The sequence below is a fragment of the Enterobacter sp. UNJFSC 003 genome, from assembly GCF_036903355.1.
Lineage (GTDB): Bacteria > Pseudomonadota > Gammaproteobacteria > Enterobacterales > Enterobacteriaceae > Enterobacter.
Map to the genome: position 1 here is coordinate 189098 of NZ_JBAKHK010000005.1, position 16881 is coordinate 205978.

Genomic DNA, 16881 nt, shown 5'->3' on the forward strand with positions numbered 1-16881 from the left:
ATTTATGTGAACCAAATACGAAAAGAGTGCATTTTTTAGACTTTGGTCACTCACTTGATCCAATCTGGCTCACCTGAATGCCAATTTATATCGTTTGTCAGCCCACACCTTTTTTTCGTCCAATACCCCCAGATTACTTAAGGGTGAGGTGAGATATGGGCTCTCAGGTCTGGGTTGTGGCGACGCTGCTGATCAGCATCGTGTTGATTGTTTTAACCATCGTAAAACTGAAGTTTCACCCGTTCCTTGCGCTGCTGCTGGCGAGCTTTTTCGTCGGTGCGATGATGGGAATGAGCCCGCTGGATATGGTGAACGCCATTGAGAGCGGGATTGGCGGTACGCTGGGCTTCCTGGCGGCGGTGATTGGTCTTGGCACCATTCTCGGCAAGATGATGGAAGTTTCCGGCGCGGCAGAACGCATCGGGATTGCGCTGCAGCGCTGTCGCTGGCTGTCGGCGGATGTGATTATGGTGCTGGTTGGCCTCATTTGCGGCATTACGCTGTTCGTGGAGGTGGGCGTGGTACTGCTGATCCCGCTGGCATTTTCCATCGCCAAAAAAACCCATACTTCACTGTTAAAACTGGCCATTCCGCTGTGTACCGCGCTGATGGCCGTGCACTGCGTCGTCCCTCCACACCCGGCAGCGCTGTTTGTGACCAACAAGCTGGGCGCGGACGTCGGGACTGTTATCGTTTATGGTCTGCTGGTTGGCCTGATGGCCTCCCTGGTTGGCGGCCCGCTGTTCCTGAAGCTGCTCGGTGACCGCCTGCCGTTTAAGCCGGTCCCTGCGGAATTTTCGGATCTGAAGGTGCGTGAGGAGCATACCCTGCCGTCGCTCGGCGCAACGCTGTTCACGGTGCTGCTGCCCATCGCCCTGATGCTGGTCAAAACCGTTGCCGAGCTGAATATGGCGACCAAAGACGGCACGCTCTATACGCTTCTGGAGTTTATCGGCAACCCGATCACCGCAATGTTTATCGCCGTTTTTGTTGCCTATTACCTGCTGGGAATACGTCAGCATATGGGAATGGGGACAATGCTGACCCATACCGAAAATGGATTTGGCTCTATTGCGAACATCTTGCTGATTATCGGCGCGGGCGGTGCGTTTAACGCCATCCTCAAATCCAGCGGGCTGGCGGACACGCTGGCGCACATTCTTTCGAACCTGCATATGCACCCGATCCTGCTCGCCTGGCTGGTGGCGCTGGTGCTGCATGCTGCCGTGGGTTCGGCGACCGTCGCCATGATGGGGGCGACGGCGATTGTGGCACCGATGCTGCCGCTGTATCCGAACGTGAGCCCTGAGATCATCACCATTGCCATCGGTTCCGGCGCTATTGGCTGCACGATCGTAACCGATTCCCTCTTCTGGCTGGTAAAGCAGTATTGCGGCGCCACCCTGAATGAGACCTTCAAATACTATACGACGGCGACCTTTATCGCCTCGGTGCTTGCACTTGGCGGCACATTCCTGCTTTCTTTCATTATCTGAACGCGACGAGACGTATTATGGACAACGCAACTATCACCACTTTATCAGCACAATTTCCTCTGGTTGAGGATCTGATTGCCCTGAAAGAAACAACCTGGCTTAACCCGCGTACAACCTCGCTTGCCGAAGGGTTGCCCTATGTCGGGTTAACCAAAGCGGATGTCGACGACGCGCATGCCCGTCTGAACCGCTTCGCCCCGTATCTGGCGAAAGCGTTTCCGGAGACGGCGGCCACTCACGGCATTATCGAATCTGAGCTGGTGGCCATACCAAAGATGCAAAAACGGCTGGAGCAGGAATACGCGACGTCCATTCCCGGCACCTTGCTGCTGAAAAAGGACAGCCATCTGCCGATCTCTGGCTCAATCAAAGCGCGTGGCGGTATCTATGAGGTGCTGACCCACGCCGAAAAGCTGGCGCTGGCTGCCGGATTACTCAACACCGATGACGATTACAGCATTCTGCTGGAGCCGCGCTTTACAGACTTTTTCAGCCAGTACAGCATCGCCGTGGGGTCTACCGGCAACCTTGGGATGTCCATCGGCATTATGAGCGCACGCATTGGCTTTAAGGTCACGGTACATATGTCCGCCGACGCCCGTGAATGGAAAAAGGCCAAGCTGCGCAGCCACGGCGTGATTGTCGTGGAGTATGAGCAGGATTACGGCGTGGCGGTGGAACAGGGGCGCAAAGCCGCAGAAAGCGATCCAAACTGTTTCTTTATCGACGATGAAAACTCCCGCACGCTATTCCTGGGGTATGCCGTGGCAGGGGAGCGCCTGAAGGCACAGTTTGCCGCGCAGGGACGGGTGGTGGATGCCCAGCATCCGCTGTATGTCTACCTGCCGTGCGGCGTCGGCGGCGGTCCTGGCGGCGTGGCGTTTGGCCTGAAGCTGGCCTTTGGCGATAACGTACGCTGCTTCTTTGCCGAACCCACGCATTCCCCGTGCATGCTGCTGGGCGTCTATACCGGCCTGCACGATGAAATCGCGGTGCAGGATCTGGGGATCGACAACGTGACGGCTGCAGATGGCCTGGCGGTCGGGCGCGCCTCGGGCTTCGTAGGACGCGCGATGGAGCGCCTGCTCGACGGGTTTTATACACTTTCCGATCAGAGTATGTACGACATGCTCGGCTGGCTGGCGCAGGAAGAAGGTCTTCGCCTGGAGCCGTCAGCGCTGGCGGGGATGGCAGGGCCGGTGCGCGTAAGCGCTGATGCTAACGCCACCCATCTGGTGTGGGCGACCGGCGGCGGCATGGTACCGGAAGACGAGATGGCGAAGTATCTGGCTAAAGGGAAAAAATAGCCTGCAGATGGGTTATCGCAAATAGCAGTGACAGCGAGAGGACAGCCAGGGCGATCAGGAACTTATCCCGTACCGCCTTTGGCTGAACAAAATCATCCTGCGTCACGTCCATCAGGTTACGCCTGCGGGTATAGCGCCACAAAATGAGGGCCATCAGCGCCAGCACAACAATGGAGATCCCGAAGGGTCCGCCCGTACGGTGCCAGTTGTGCTTGATCGCCAGGGCAATGAGCGCGCCATACCCCAGCAGCGTGCGCAACCAGGCAAGGGAGGTGCGCTCCGGCTGAAGGCCGGGGTCAGCTTCCCGTCGCGCCTTGCGGCTATCCACCATAGAACACCAGGACCATCACCACGGCGGCCACCGCCAGCAAAAGGGTGCTGATGATCAGCAACCCGCGCGTATAGGGCAGATCCTGCTTGAGGCGCATCGCTTTTTCGTTTCGCAACCACCGCAGATAGCCATAAATCGCCAGCACGCCGGCGAATAAACACAGCAGTAGCGCCAGCACTTCACGGATCAACGGGGTAGCAAAATCCGGCGCCAGCTGATCGAGCCCTACACCCGCGGCCAGAAAGCCCAGTGCGGTGCGGATCCACGCCAGAAATGTTCGCTCATTAGCCAAAGAGAAGCGGTAGTCTGGCGCTTCGCCGAGGCGGGAAATTTTCATGAAGGTTCCTTGTCGTGCTGCAGGCAGGCTTCAGCATAGCGTAAATCGCCAGAGACAAGGAGACCGGCATCGGGTGATGCCGGTCATGAAGATTAATGCAGTTCTGGCCAGTAATCCTTATTGGCCTCGATCAGATCGTCCAGAATCGCCTTCGCAACCGACGCGCTCGGCACGGTTTTAGAGAGCGTGATAGCCTGCCAGAGTTTCTGGTACGAGCGTTGCTCCCAGGCATCCACGACCAATTTTTCCACCGCCACCTGCTGGCTCATCAGCCCTTTCTGGAAGTGTGGAATATCGCCCACGGTCAGCGGCTCTGGTCCGTTATGGCCCACCAGGCACGGAATTTCCACCATCGCGTCGGCATCAAAGTTATGGATAGCCCCGTTGTTTGGCACAATCAGCAGCATGCGCTCCTGGGTATTAAAGGCAATTGCCGTGGCCAGATCGACGATGTACGACGCATGTTCATCAATTTCCAGCTCACCGGCGGAGGAATGTCCGGCTTCGATAATCGCCCGGCACGCGCTGAACACATGCTTCTCGCGGTGATCCATGACCTCATTCGCGCGGGTACGTTCCGGGTTAGCGTGCGCCACCACGTAGTCCGGGAACAGATAATATTTCAGGTAGGTGTTCGGCATGGTATCTGGATCCAGCGCCTGTACATCTTTCGCTTTAGCAAAAGTGTCATTCCAGCTGGCTTCGGTATGAACGTCATCTGATGGCGGAACATAGCCGTTTTTGGCGACATACTCCCGCAGTTTTGGCAGCAGATCGTTGCCGTTGAGATCTTCAATCGATGTCCACCAGCCAAAGTGGTTCAGGCCGTAGTAACGTACGCGCATCTCCTTGCGGTCTTTCAGGCCGACAATTTGCGCCATGCGCCCTTCAATGCCGATCGGCATATCGCAGATGTTGAGGATTTTAGCGTTCGGGCGCAGACGACGGGTGGCTTCCGCCACAATCGCCGCCGGGTTGGAGTAGTTCAGCATCCACGCATTCGGGGAGTACTGCTCCATGTAATCCACCAGCTCCAGCACGCCGCCGATAGAGCGCATGCCGTAGGCGATCCCGCCCGGGCCGCAGGTTTCCTGGCCCAGCACGCCGTGGCGTAGCGGAATTTTCTCGTCTTTTTCACGCATCGGGTATTTGCCGACGCGAATATGCGCCATCACGAAATCAACGTCGGTAAACGCCGCTTTCGGATCGGTGGTGTAGCTGAATTCAATCTCCGGAGCCTGCTCTCTGAGAATGATTTTGCACGCTTCGGCGATGGTCTCCTGGCGCGCGCCGTCGTTGTCATAAAACGTCAGGGCGCGCAGCGGGAAACGGTCACGGTTGGCTAACAGCATCAGGACGATACCCGGCGTAAACGTGCTGCCGCCGCCGGCAATAACAACTGAGAATTTTTTCATGATATAGCCTCTGTCAGGGTAGTTTGGTCGTTCGTTAAAGGGGTTTTCATTAGCGATTCAAGCTGGTCGCGCACCTGGGGAACATGCAGACCCACAATCACCTGAATGCCATTGCCACGTCGCACCACACCGTGTGCGCCAAGGGCTTTGAAGACGTCGTCGCTTTGGGTATGCGCCATATCGACCAGCGCGATGCGCAAGCGAGTGGCGCAGTTGTTGATGCTTTCAATGTTGGCGGCCCCGCCGAGCGCCTGCAGGAATCCGGCGGCCTGCCCAACCTGCTGGCTGGCCGCCGCCGGGGCGGTGGTTTGCCCGCGCGCTGCCTTATAGTCGGCCTTGCTGTAGAGTTTGATTTCGCTCTCTTCGCGGCCTGGCGTTTTAAGGTTCAGGCGTTCAATCAGCGTTTTGAAGACCATAAAGTAGAGACCGGTGAAGCAGAGGCCAATGCCAATCTGGGTGAACATCATCGAGGCGTGGTTATGGAACATCGGGATCCAGTTTTGCGGCAGGAACTGGTCCAGCAGGCCGCCACCCATGTTGCCCACCACGCCAAAGACGTACATCACCGTCGCCATCGTCGCCGCCAGCACGGCGTGGACGGCAAACAGCAGCGGGGAGATAAACAGGAAGGTGAATTCCAGCGGCTCAGTAATACCCACCAGCACGGCGGTGAGCGTGGCCGGGATCAGCAGACCCGCGACCTTAACGCGATTTTCCGGCGACGCGGTGTACCACAGCGCCAGCGCAATCCCGACCGAGCCAAACACCTTGGAGTTGCCGTGCAGCGCGAATCCGCCTTCCGGGAACAGGGTTTTCAGCGGCAGCGTGCTCTGGCTAAATTCCTGCAGGTGCTGCGCCCAGTAGACCTGAATGCCGCCTTCTACAGCCGCCGGGCCGAAAATAAACGGGCCATACACAAAGTGGTGCAGACCCGTTGGGATCAGAATGCGTTCCAGGAAGGTATAAACCCACACGCCCAGCGCCCCGGCAGAACGTAAGAACATTTGCAGGGACTCAATGCCCATCTGTACCTTTGGCCAGCCCAGTAAGGTGAGCCAGGCGCAGGGGATCATCACAAAAAACGCGAGGATAACGACAAACGACGTGCCCTGGAAAATCCCTAAAAACACCGGCAGCGGCTTATCGAAATAGCGGTTGTGAAGAGCGGTAACAATGCCTGAAATCACGATGGCGCCAATAATGCTGGTATCAAGCGTTTTGATCCCGGCAATCATCGCCAGCCCGCTTCCGGCGGCAGGTTCAGCAGAGAAGTCGACGCCAAAGAAATGGCCCCACGTCATCCCCATCGCATTGATAAAGTAGTTCCAGGTCAGGAAGCTAATCAGCACCGCCAGACAGGCCCGGCCCTGCGCCTGCTTCGCCAGGCCAATCGGTAGGCCAACGGCAAAAATCAGCGGCATATTGCGAAACACCGCCCAGCCGCCCTCTTCAATAATGTGAACAATTTGCGCGAAAAGATTATCTGGAGCCGTTAGGGCTTCGCCGACAAAAAGGGGATTGCGAAGCATGATGGCGATTCCGACCACGATCCCGGCAAAGGGAAACAACAACACCGGGGTAAACATGGCACCGCCAAAACGTTGTATTTGACTGAGCATTTTTAATCCTCACGTAACAACCTGTAGGGGGTAGAGGCCTTTATGTGTTTTTGCTGGCCTGAGGTGAGCATAAGAACTTACTGATGCGCGAACATGGCGTGCCGCTGCGATTCGTGATCGCATTCATGGTTTTATTTTGACCAATCAGGTCTACTTTTTGCTGTAAATATGGACATGTCAGGACGCCATCCACGCCCTGATAAGGGCAAAGAGGTTTACTGGTGATCTACAAATCCATCGCCGACAGATTGCGGCTGCGGCTGAATTCGTCGGACTACAACATCGGCAGCCCGCTGCCGGGCGAAAAAGCGCTGGCGCAAGAGTTTGGCGTGGCGCGTATGACCATCCGTAAGGCGCTAGACCTGCTGGTGAGCTGGGGGCTGGTTGAGCGGCGACACGGCAGCGGCACGTTCGTATCACGCAAAGATGTGCATCATGAAACCACTAACCTCACCGGGCTCGTGGAGGTATTGCGTCAGCAGGGAAAGGAAGTGCAAAGCAAGGTGCTGCAGTTTGAGGTGATGCCCGCCCCGCCCGCCATCGCCAGCCAGCTGCGGATTCAGGTGGATGAGCGGATCTATTTTTCACGGCGGGTGCGCTACGTGGACGGAAAGCCGCTGATGCTGGAGGACAGCTTTATGCCGGTGAAGCTGTTCCGCAACCTGTCTCTGGCGCATCTTGAAGGGTCAAAGTTTGATTACATCGAGAAGGAGTGCGGGATCACCATCAGCGGCAACTACGAGAGCCTGACGCCGGTGCTGGCAGATAAACAGCTGGCCAGCTATATGAACCTGCCGGAACAGACACCGCTGCTGCGGATCACTTCCCTTTCCTACAGCGACAGCGGCGAGTTCCTCAATTATTCCGTCATGTTCCGAAATACCAGCGATTACCAGGTGGACTACCATCTGCGGCGCATCCACCCGGACGACCTGCTAGCTCATCCCCCAGAACAGCACCGCCAGTAGCTGCGGCGTGATGATGCGCAGGAACATCACCAGCGGGTAGACGGTGGCATAGGACAGCGCCGCCGCACCGCTGGTGGCGTGCAGGTTGTTGGCAAAGGCCAGCGCGGGCGGGTCCGTCATGGAGCCCGCAAGCATGCCGCACAGCGTCAGGTAGTTCATTTTAGCGAACATACGCGCCAGTATGCCTACCGTCAGCAGCGGGATCGCCGTGATAAATATGCCGTAGCCGACCCAGCTCATCCCTTCCCCCCTGACCAGGGTATCAACAAAATCCCCACCGGATTTCAGACCAACCACTGCCAGGAACAACACAATGCCCAGCTCGCGCAGCGCGAGGTTGGCGCTCGGCGGCATGAACCAGTAGAGCTTACCGATACAACCAATACGCCCGAGGATCAGCGCCATAATCAGCGGCCCGCCTGCCAGTCCCAGCTTGAGCGCGACCGGGAAGCCCGGCACGTACACCGGAATGGAGCCGAGCAGCACGCCAAGCCCGATGCCGATAAACACAGGCAGCATCTGCACCTGCTGCAGTTTTTGCTGGGCGTTGCCGACCATATCCGCGACAGCGTCAATGGACGACGGACGCCCGACCAGATTAAGGATATCGCCGAACTGCAGGCTGGCCTCCGGGCTGGCAACCAGCTCGACACCCGCGCGATTAAGCCGGGAGATGACCACGTCATAGCGCTCTTTGACCTGCAGATCGCGTATTTTCTTGCCCAGAACGTGCTCGTTAGTCACCACGACGCGTTCCACGCGCATATCGGTGCCGCGGGTGGAGAGCGAGGTATCCACTTCCTGACCAATCACCAGCCGCGCGTTGTTTAAATCGCCTGGCTGGCCGACCAGGTGCAGCAGATCGCCTTGCTGGATAACGGTGCCCGGCGCGGGCACCATCAGCATCTCGTCGCGCTTAAGGCGCGAGCAGATTATGTTGGCGCTGTTCAGGATCGGCACGTCCTGAATTGCCATATTGTTCAGGTTGGGGTTATCGACGCGAATGTTGATGGTTTTGATCGGCATATGGCCGTTAGTGAGCGTGGTTTCGTGGTCCTTCGCCTCTTTGTCGACGTTAATGCGAAACAGGACGCGTACCAGCCACATGGAAAGCAGAATGCCGCAAATCCCAAACGGATAGGCCATGGCGTAGCTCATCCCCATCTGGTCGACAATGCCGGGTTCGATGCCCAAATCGCGCAGGATTTGCTGCCCCGCACCGAGCGCAGGCGTGTTGGTGACCGCCCCGGAGAAAATGCCCAACACGACGGGCAGCGGGATATCAAAGATCTTGTGCAGAATCGCGGTGACCAGCCCGCCCATCACCACAATACTGAGGGCAAACAGGTTGAGCCGTAGTCCGGAGACCCGAAGAGAGGCGAAAAAGCCCGGTCCCACCTGAATGCCAATGGTATAGACGAACAGGATCAGGCCGAACTCCTGAGTAAAGTGGAGCATTTCGGCGCTGAGGACCAGCCCGAGCTGGTCGGCAAAATGCCCAACAAAAATGCCGCCGAACAGCACGCCGCCAATACCAAAGCCGACGCCACGGATTTTGACATTGCCAATCCACAGCCCAACGACGGCGACCAGGGCCAACACGCTGACGGTTAACGCGATATCACTCATGATCCACTCCCTGTGCATAACCTTAGTTATGATAAGGATTCTCTCAGAGCCGGATGCGGTTGTATGGGCGATGGCGCACAAAAAAGCCCTGCCGGAGCAGGGCTTTATCTTTTGGGGTGAGGGCATCAGCCCGCAGTGGATTAGCTGTTCAACGCGGGTCGCTCGCTAATGGCGATGCGCTGCGGCGCGATGGCGTCCGGCACGTTGCGGGTCAGGTCGATATGCAGCAGCCCGTTGGTATAAGTCGCACCAGAGACTTCCATATGATCGGCCAGGGTAAAGCTCAGGCTAAACGGCTGGTTCACCAGGCCCTGATGCAGCCATTTGGTCTCGGTTTCTTGTTTTTCCGGCGTACCCTTCACGGTAAGACGCGTGCCTTCAAGCTGGATATCCAGGTCATCCTGGCGGAAACCGGCCAGCGCCAACGTGATGCGATAGTGGTTGTCATCGCTTTTTTCGATGTTGTACGGCGGGAATGTCTGTTGCTCAGTGGTGCTTTGCAGAGCGTTAGCCAGTTTGTCAAAACCGATCCACTGACGCAGCAGGGGGGATAAATCATAGTTACGCATACTAAATCTCCTTCTGAGAAGCGAGTTCGGCACAGTTTATTTTTGTGCGCGGTTGTTCCTGCAAATCCTTATGGATTCGCATATGCTCCCTTTACGGCAAGCAATTCTGGATGGGCCGCTTTTACGACCCGCGTCATTAGTTAATTTCGATACGGCGTGGTTTTTTCTCTTCCGGAATCACACGTTCCAGTTCGATAAACAGCAACCCGTTGACCAGGTTCGCGCCTTTAACGTGAATGTTTTCAGCTAACTGGAACTTGCGTTCAAAGTTACGCTCGGCGATGCCCTGGTAAAGGTAGGTGCGTTCTTTCTGCTCGGCCGTATGGGAACCTTTCACTACCAGCAGGTTATCCTGCGCGGTGATCTCCAGTTCATTTTCTGCAAAACCGGCGACGGCAATGGCGATGCGGTAGTGGTTTTCGTCCACCAGCTCAACATTGTATGGAGGGTAGCCGTTGCTCTGGCTTTGGTTATTTTCTAAATGGTTGAACAGGCGGTCAAAACCAATAGCAGAACGGTATAGCGGAGAAAGATCGAAATTACGCATAGATAAAACTCCTGAAATCAGCGAGAAAATGTAGCCTTCCACCATGGACAGGCCAGCGTGCCCCCGAACACCCATCAGGCATGTTCGTTATCGGGTTACATTCTTAAAATGGGTCTGGAACCGATCTTTTCAAGCGCAGCCAACGCACTTTTTTTTGCACTTTTGTGCATCTCGCTTAGACTGGGACAACAGCACAAAGGGTTAAATTGCGATGGCTGCCACAGTGCGGGGTTATTGGGCTATTCATTTTGCATTAGGCCCGCTATAACCCTGAGTTGCAGGTCTATGCAGTGCCATTAACGATGACTGAGTGATGATGAAAAATGTTCTGATAAAGCTGACGACGTTCAGCGGGGTAGTTTTACTTTGCGGATGTTCGAGCGTGATGTCTCACACCGGCGGTAAAGAAGGAACATATCCGGGGACCCGCGCCAGCGCGGAAATGATCTCCGATGACGAGACCAACTGGGGAACAAAGTCTCTGGTCATTCTGGACATGCCGTTTACCGCAGTAGCAGACACGCTGCTTCTGCCGTGGGATATGTTCCGCACGGACAGCTCCGTGCGTTCTCGCGTTGAAAAAAGTGAGAAGGAAAATCTGGCGACCAACGCCATCATTCCGCCCGCTGCCATGCCCCCACGCTAGTGCTGCGCGGTTTCCGTTAGCCACAGCTGGCGGAAACCCTCTCTCTCTTCCATCCATGCAATAAAACGACCGTCCGGGGAAAAAACCACCGCATCGGCAGACGGCGGATTGCCGTGTTCGGACGTCAGAAACGCCACCTCACCGGTCTGCGCATCACAGCAGGCGATACGGTTTTCGAGCACAAATCCCAGCATATTTCCGGAAGGGTGCCAGTTAAACGCCGACTGGATACCGCTTCGCGTATGGGTTAACTGACGCGGCTCGCCGCCATCCGGTGAGATGAGCCACAGCTGAACAGTGCCGTTATCATCACGCATCAGAAACGCGATTTGCGTCCTTTGCGGGTTACAGCGCACCCAGTGACGCGGCACGTTCACCAGCCCCGGATAACGGTGTTGATGGGTAAACGTCAGACGCCGCTGCATCACACCCGCAGGGGGAGCAGGCAGCGTCTCTGGGGTGCCCTGCAGCGGCGCATCGCCCGCCCGTTTCCAGCCCTGCGCCTCTTTTGGCAGAGTGACGATAAACAGTTCAGGTACCTTCTCGCCTTTCTCCGACAAGGTATCGCCAATAAACGCCAGCCTGTCGTTACCCACCCAGCCCTCTTCGTAGGCGCGGTTGATCTCATCGCTACCCGGCTGCGGATTCGGCGTTGTGCGGCTCACCAGCACGCTCCAGAAGATGCCGGCATATTCCCGAGGATGATTCCCCTGCGGGATGACAGGGCCATAAGGTGCTGCGACGCCAACGTTACGTAAATCAAGTCGGGGATCGCGCTCGTGCAGCACATGATCGTTATAGGTAAAGCTCACGAACTGTCCGTCGGGGCTAAAAACATGCACGTGGCTGCCCCCGCGCAAAGCGCCTGCGGTATAGGGCGCGGTGATGTCCATGGCATCGAGGTGACTTACCTGACCGTGGTACGCGATCGCTCCCTGGCGGTGGTGAAAATCATATTGCCAGCCTGCATCCGGATTTTTCGGGCCGTGGATAAACACGTATTTGTCTTCTTCTGGATGAACGGTCACCACGCCGACATGCGCACCCTGAGTGGCGTGATAAATCACCTCAACCTCGCCCGTACTGACATTTACCCGCTCAATGGTGTCACCGGTGAAGGATGCGCCGGATGGGCGCACGTCAAAGGCCAGCCATTGGCTGTCCGGCGTCCAGGCATTGGTATTGGTGAGCTGATGATTGCGGGAGGCGAAGGTGATTTGTTTCATGAGGATACCCTGATGCGCAGTTGTCGCATCAGGGTAAAACATCAGCGGGAATTAGCCTACTCGTTTAACGTCGCCAACCAGCAGAATGTAGGAGAGCGCACCGATCAGTGCGACCGCCGAGATATAGACCAGCGCCGGGCCAAAGCCGTAATCCTGTGCCAGGTAGCCGATAACCAGCGGCACGGTGATGCCGCCTAGCCCACCAACGAAGTTAAACACGCCGCCCGTGAGGCCAATCAGCCGCATCGGTGCCAGCGACGACACCAGCGACCAGGTGATGGAGGCAAAGCCGTTTCCGAAGAACGCCACCGCCATCAGGGTCATAATCCACACCGGATCGTTGGTGTAGTTGGCGCCCATGATGCAGGTAGAGATCAGCAGCCCGCAGATAATTGGCGTTTTACGCGCCATCCCCAGCGAGTAGCCTTTTTTCACCAGCTTATCGGCCAGCCAGCCGGAAAGTAGTACGCCGAAGAAGGCCGCCAGGAACGGTACGGTGGTCATAAAGCCCGCCTTAAGCGCGGTAATCGCCTTCTCCTGCGTCAGATAGTTCGGGAACCAGGTCAGGAAAAACCACAGCGTCGAGGTAACCGCAAACTGGCCCAGATAAACGCCCACCAGCTTACGGTGGAAGACCAGCTTCCAGTCCGCTTTCGTCAGCGGCTGGCGCGCCTCTTTTTTCATCGGCGCGTCGCCGTCTATCAGGCCGCCGCCGTCGCGGATGTAGTCCAGCTCGGCTTTGGTGATGCTTTTGGTTAGCCGTGGAGGTTGATAGACCTTAAACCAAATTAGCGACCAGATAATGCCAATCCCGCCGGTGACGATAAAGACCCAGTGCCAGCTCAACAGCTCCTGGATCCAGATCAGCAGCGGCGTCAGAAACGCCAGGCCGACAAACTGACCGGACGTGTAAAAGCCGACTGCCGAGGCGCGCTCGTGTTCCGGGAACCAGCTGGTTACCATGCGGTTGTTGGTGGGGAATGCCGGCGCTTCAAAAATACCGGTGATGGCGCGCAGGCCAATCAGCGACATCAGCCCGGTGGCGAAGCCCTGGAATAACGTGGCCACGGACCAGCCGAAAATAGCGATAAAATAGGTCAGACGTGAGCCGACGCGGTCAAGGAACCAGCCGCCGGGGATCTGGCACAACGTATAAAGCCAGGCAAACGCCGAGAAGACGTAGCCCATCTCCGCCTTGGTGATGCCAAATTCTTCCTGAATATGGGCCGATGCTACGGCAAGGTTGGCGCGGTCAACATAGCAGATAACCACGGTAATAAAGATCATGATCAGCGTCAGGTAACGACGACGCCCGGTTTTGACAGCAGTAACTGGAATATCCATCGCAATCTGTCTCCAGATTTTGGGCATAGCGAAGCCGCTCACCATGCCCTGTAATTTACAGAGGGTTATATTTTTGTTTTTACGATTTTTGCCCGGTGGCGAAGCGCCAGCCGAAGAGTTACCACTCGGCTACGGAACCGTCTTCATGACGCCACAGTGGGTTACGCCAGTCCGGCGCATTTTTACTCAGCTCAATGACTTTAGCTTCGTCAATATCCACGCCAAGGCCCGGCTTCATTAACGGTTTAAAGAAACCGCCTTCCATGTTGAAATCGTCTTTGTTTTTCACAAAGTCGAGCAGCTCCGCGCCCTTGTTATAGTGAATGCCCATGCTCTGTTCCTGGAACACAGCGTTGCGCGAGACAAAGTCCACGTGCAGACAGGCGGCCAGCGCGATCGGGCCAAGCGGGCAATGCGGGGCCAGCGCCACGTCATAAGCTTCTGCCATGCCGGCAATTTTGTAGCATTCGGTGATGCCGCCTGCGTGGGAGAGATCCGGCTGCAGAATCGCAATGCCGCCGGCTTCCAGCACGCGCTTAAATTCAAAGCGCGAGAACATACGTTCACCCGCCGCGATCGGAATATGAGTCTGTTCTGCCAGCTTCGGATAGAACTCCGCCTGCTCGGCCAGCACCGGTTCTTCGATAAACAGCGGGCGATACGGCTCCAGCTCTTTAATCAGCACTTTGGCCATCGGCGCGCTGACGCGTCCGTGGAAATCCAGACCAAACTCAATGTCGTTGCCGAAGGCTTCACGGATTTGCGCCACGGTATTCACGGCACGATCGACCGCGCGTGAGTTGTCGATAACCCCCATCTCTTCACAGCCGTTAAGCTTAAAGGTATCAAAGCCAATGTTGCGCAGCTGCGTGATGCCGTCGATCACTTCCGCAGGACGGTCGCCGCCTACCCAGCTGTAGGCTTTGATTTTGTCGCGCACCAGCCCGCCCATCAGCTGCCAGACCGGGGCATTGAACACTTTGCCTTTGATATCCCACAGCGCCTGGTCGATACCGGCAATCGCGCTCATCAGGATCGGGCCACCGCGGTAGAAACCCGCGCGGTACATTACCTGCCACAGGTCGTTGATGCGCGCAGGGTCCTGACCAATCAGGTACTCGCCCAGCTCATGCACCGCCGCTTCAACGGTGCGCGCACGCCCTTCAATCACCGGCTCGCCCCAGCCAACCACGCCTTCGTCGGTTTCGATTTTCAGGAACATCCAGCGCGGGGGTAAACGGTACGTGGTGAGTTTGGTTATTTTCATTTCACTGCCTCTCGATACGCTTTCACAAATGCTGTCGCCTGCTGTGCAGTACGTTCCACGGACTGTCCGGCGCGATAGAGATCGCTGCCCAGCCCCGCGCCCACGCAGCCAGCGCTCATCCACTGGCCCAGGTTTTCTGGCGTTACGCCGCCCACGGCAAAGACCGGCACGCTGGCGGGCAACACCGCCTTCAGCGCTTTGATGTAGTCAGGGCCAAAGGCCGAAGACGGAAAAATTTTGAGCGACTGCGCGCCCGCATCGAGGGCAATAAAGGCTTCGGTAGCCGTCGCACACCCCGGACACACGGTCATGCCATGGCCCACCGCACGACGGATGACCTCGGGGTTGATGTTGGGGGTGACGATGAGTTTGCAGCCCATCTTCGCCAGCCTGTCCACCTGCTCCGGCTGTAACACGGTTCCCGCGCCAATCAGTGCTTTATCGCCATAGGCATCCACCACGGCCGGAATGCTTTTTTCCCATTCCGGGGAGTTGAGCGGGATTTCTACCGCGTCGAACCCGGCGTCGATAACCGCGCCAACGTGCTCTAGCGCTTCGCCGGACGTGATGCCGCGCAAGATAGCGATAAGGGGAAGATCAGTTTGCCACTGCATGAGCGATGCTCCTTATTCCTGCCTGAAATGCCGTGTCGCCGGATACCGTTGAAACATCACGCCCAATGGCTCGGAACGCCTGCTTGTAGCGCGACGTTAGCGATGCACCTGCGACAATCGTGATAGCCTGGTCATGCGCGATGAAGTCACACATGCTGGCGACCTCTGCGCCAATCAGCAGGCCAGAAAGAAACTCGCTAACCTGCTCGCGCGGGAGGCTTCCAAGCACGTGCGAAGCGCGAACCTCAAAAAGAGACGGCAGAACATCAGGCGAGGCGAGGCCACGCTCAAGACCGGCGGTAAAGGCCTCAGGGGACGTTTTCTGCTCGGGCAACCCCGCGCCCACCAACGAGTGATTGAGCAGCAAATGGTGTAATTCGCCGGTCATCACAGTGCGAAAATCGTGGATTTGCTCCGCGTCAGCCTGCACCCATTTGCAGTGCGTACCCGGCATCACGTAGACAGAAGAAGGAGAAAGCGCGCGCGCGCCAAGCAGCTGCGTCTCTTCGCCGCGCATCACGTTGTGGTTATCGTCGCGAGAGACGCACAGCCCCGGAACGATCCAGATGTTGTCGCCAACGGGCGTTAACTGCTCGCCAATGGCAGAGAAATGGGCAGGAACCGGTAGATAAGGCGCAACCTTCCAGCCGACGTTACTGCCGACCATCCCCGCCATCACCACCGGCGTGGCGCCATCGCGCCAGTTTTTCGTCACCTCCGCTAACACCGCTTCGGGGGATTTCCCGTTCAGACGCGTAACGCCTGCTTCTGATTGCCTGCTCTCCAGGCACTGTTCACCCTGATACAGCCAGGCGCGCAGATTGGTCGATCCCCAGTCAATTGCGATGTAGCGAGATGTCATGTGATTTCCTTCAGCCTTCGTGTCGAGCTGGCGATCATGGTGAGTGCCGCCTGCTCTGCCGCATCGCCGTCCTGATGCCGAATCGCATCGAACAGCGCTTTATGTTCCTGGAGCGTTTTCGGCATGTTGGCCTCATCGCCCATCCAGGTACGTTCAAATACCGCTCGCTGCAGCGAGCTAATCGCCACGCTAAGCTGCTGTAACACCGGGTTATGCACCGACTGCAGCACCGCTTCGTGGTAGCGGATGTCCGCCTCGTTGAACGCGTCCCGGTTCTGATTATTGGCGATCATGTCGTTCAGGGCTGACTCAATCTGCGCCAGGTCGCCCGACGTTGCGCGTTCTGCCGCCCAGCGAGCGATTGCCGGTTCAACCAGGTTTCGTACCTCGCTCATCGCGCCGATAAGCCGTGGGTCATAGTCGTTTTCCAGCACCCACTGCAGAACGTCGGTATCGAGGTAGTTCCACTGGTTACGCGGAGCGACAAACGCACCGCGATAGCGTTTCATTTCAATTAGCCGCTTCGCCATCAGCGAGCGGAACACTTCCCGGATGATATTGCGCGAAGTTTCAAACTCCTCGCACAGCTCGGCTTCTGCCGGCAACGGTGAACCTGGAACGTATTTACCGCCCACAATTTGTGTGCCCAGGGTGATGACGATGCGATCGGTTTTGTTAAGCGTCATGGAGAGTCCTTTTGCTCT

The 16881-nt window shown here is 57.0% G+C and carries 17 protein-coding genes and 1 other annotated feature; of the genes, 4 read left to right on the forward strand and 13 right to left on the reverse strand.

From position 1 onward, the window contains the following. Positions 1 to 155: 155 nt before the first annotated feature. Both dsdX and dsdA read left to right on the forward strand, forming a co-directional pair. On the forward strand, positions 156 to 1496 hold the full coding sequence (dsdX, locus tag V5P19_RS14740; protein WP_334404500.1) for a D-serine transporter DsdX: 1341 nt from the start codon (positions 156 to 158) through the stop codon (positions 1494 to 1496). 17 nt (positions 1497 to 1513) lie between these two features. Further along, positions 1514 to 2803 (forward strand): D-serine ammonia-lyase, encoded by a 1290-nt coding sequence (gene dsdA / locus V5P19_RS14745; protein WP_334404502.1) that lies wholly within the window; start codon positions 1514 to 1516, stop codon positions 2801 to 2803. Here the strand turns inward: dsdA and V5P19_RS14750 are convergent. From V5P19_RS14750 to V5P19_RS14765, 4 genes are all read right to left on the reverse strand, one after another. Next, positions 2787 to 3134, reverse strand: a complete 348-nt coding sequence (locus V5P19_RS14750) for a DUF202 domain-containing protein (RefSeq protein WP_334404504.1) — start codon at positions 3132 to 3134, stop codon at positions 2787 to 2789. The genes dsdA and V5P19_RS14750 overlap by 17 nt on opposite strands. After that, a complete protein-coding gene (locus tag V5P19_RS14755; RefSeq protein WP_334404506.1) occupies positions 3124 to 3471 on the reverse strand; it encodes a DUF202 domain-containing protein in 348 nt (115 codons plus the stop codon). The genes V5P19_RS14750 and V5P19_RS14755 overlap by 11 nt, the downstream gene beginning before the upstream one ends. A gap of 92 nt (positions 3472 to 3563) precedes the next feature. Further along, the gene (locus tag V5P19_RS14760) at positions 3564 to 4886 is read right to left on the reverse strand and encodes a 6-phospho-alpha-glucosidase (RefSeq protein WP_334404508.1); all 1323 of its coding nucleotides are present in this window, start codon (positions 4884 to 4886) and stop codon (positions 3564 to 3566) included. Continuing rightward, entirely contained in the window at positions 4883 to 6505 is a 1623-nt protein-coding gene (locus V5P19_RS14765; protein WP_334404510.1) for an alpha-glucoside-specific PTS transporter subunit IIBC, read from the reverse strand. The genes V5P19_RS14760 and V5P19_RS14765 overlap by 4 nt, the downstream gene beginning before the upstream one ends. Positions 6506 to 6726: 221 nt before the next feature. Here V5P19_RS14765 and V5P19_RS14770 point away from each other — a divergent pair, with 221 nt between their 5' ends. After that, complete coding sequence (locus V5P19_RS14770; protein WP_334404511.1) at positions 6727 to 7473, forward strand: GntR family transcriptional regulator; 747 nt, start codon at positions 6727 to 6729, stop codon at positions 7471 to 7473. Here V5P19_RS14770 and V5P19_RS14775 read toward each other — a convergent pair. From V5P19_RS14775 to ibpA, 3 genes are all read right to left on the reverse strand, one after another. After that, the gene (locus V5P19_RS14775) at positions 7441 to 9102 is read right to left on the reverse strand and encodes a putative transporter (protein WP_334404512.1); all 1662 of its coding nucleotides are present in this window, start codon (positions 9100 to 9102) and stop codon (positions 7441 to 7443) included. The two genes, V5P19_RS14770 and V5P19_RS14775, sit on opposite strands and share 33 nt — an antisense overlap. A 140-nt stretch (positions 9103 to 9242) precedes the next feature. Further along, positions 9243 to 9671, reverse strand: coding sequence for a small heat shock chaperone IbpB (gene ibpB / locus V5P19_RS14780; RefSeq protein WP_334404514.1), 429 nt, complete (start codon positions 9669 to 9671; stop codon positions 9243 to 9245). Between the two features lie 136 nt (positions 9672 to 9807). Next, positions 9808 to 10218, reverse strand: a complete 411-nt coding sequence (gene ibpA / locus V5P19_RS14785; RefSeq protein WP_008500162.1) for a small heat shock chaperone IbpA — start codon at positions 10216 to 10218, stop codon at positions 9808 to 9810. Then, positions 10212 to 10283: a sequence feature (ROSE (Repression Of Heat Shock gene Expression) occurs in the 5'-region of heat shock genes and acts as an RNA thermometer to modulate expression.), on the reverse strand. (Overlaps the previous gene by 7 nt.) 248 nt (positions 10284 to 10531) lie before the next feature. Between ibpA and V5P19_RS14790 the strand changes: the two genes are divergently transcribed. Further along, on the forward strand, positions 10532 to 10864 hold the full coding sequence (locus V5P19_RS14790; RefSeq protein WP_334404516.1) for a YceK/YidQ family lipoprotein: 333 nt from the start codon (positions 10532 to 10534) through the stop codon (positions 10862 to 10864). Here V5P19_RS14790 and V5P19_RS14795 read toward each other — a convergent pair. The 6 genes from V5P19_RS14795 to dgoR form a co-directional block, all read right to left on the reverse strand. After that, a complete protein-coding gene (locus V5P19_RS14795) occupies positions 10861 to 12090 on the reverse strand; it encodes a DUF3748 domain-containing protein (RefSeq protein WP_334404517.1) in 1230 nt (409 codons plus the stop codon). The genes V5P19_RS14790 and V5P19_RS14795 overlap by 4 nt on opposite strands. Positions 12091 to 12141: 51 nt before the next feature. Continuing rightward, on the reverse strand, positions 12142 to 13479 hold the full coding sequence (locus tag V5P19_RS14800; RefSeq protein WP_334404518.1) for an MFS transporter: 1338 nt from the start codon (positions 13477 to 13479) through the stop codon (positions 12142 to 12144). 73 nt (positions 13480 to 13552) lie between these two features. Further along, positions 13553 to 14701, reverse strand: a complete 1149-nt coding sequence (dgoD, locus tag V5P19_RS14805) for a galactonate dehydratase (RefSeq protein ID WP_334404520.1) — start codon at positions 14699 to 14701, stop codon at positions 13553 to 13555. Next, a complete protein-coding gene (locus V5P19_RS14810) occupies positions 14698 to 15315 on the reverse strand; it encodes a 2-dehydro-3-deoxy-6-phosphogalactonate aldolase (protein WP_334404522.1) in 618 nt (205 codons plus the stop codon). The genes dgoD and V5P19_RS14810 overlap by 4 nt, the downstream gene beginning before the upstream one ends. Beyond that, positions 15299 to 16177, reverse strand: a complete 879-nt coding sequence (locus tag V5P19_RS14815; RefSeq protein ID WP_334404524.1) for a 2-dehydro-3-deoxygalactonokinase — start codon at positions 16175 to 16177, stop codon at positions 15299 to 15301. The genes V5P19_RS14810 and V5P19_RS14815 overlap by 17 nt, the downstream gene beginning before the upstream one ends. After that, positions 16174 to 16863 carry a D-galactonate utilization transcriptional regulator DgoR gene (gene dgoR, locus V5P19_RS14820; RefSeq protein WP_006177594.1) on the reverse strand — a complete coding sequence of 230 codons (690 nt, stop codon included), beginning with the start codon at positions 16861 to 16863 and terminating at the stop codon, positions 16174 to 16176. The genes V5P19_RS14815 and dgoR overlap by 4 nt, the downstream gene beginning before the upstream one ends. Positions 16864 to 16881: the final 18 nt, after the last annotated feature.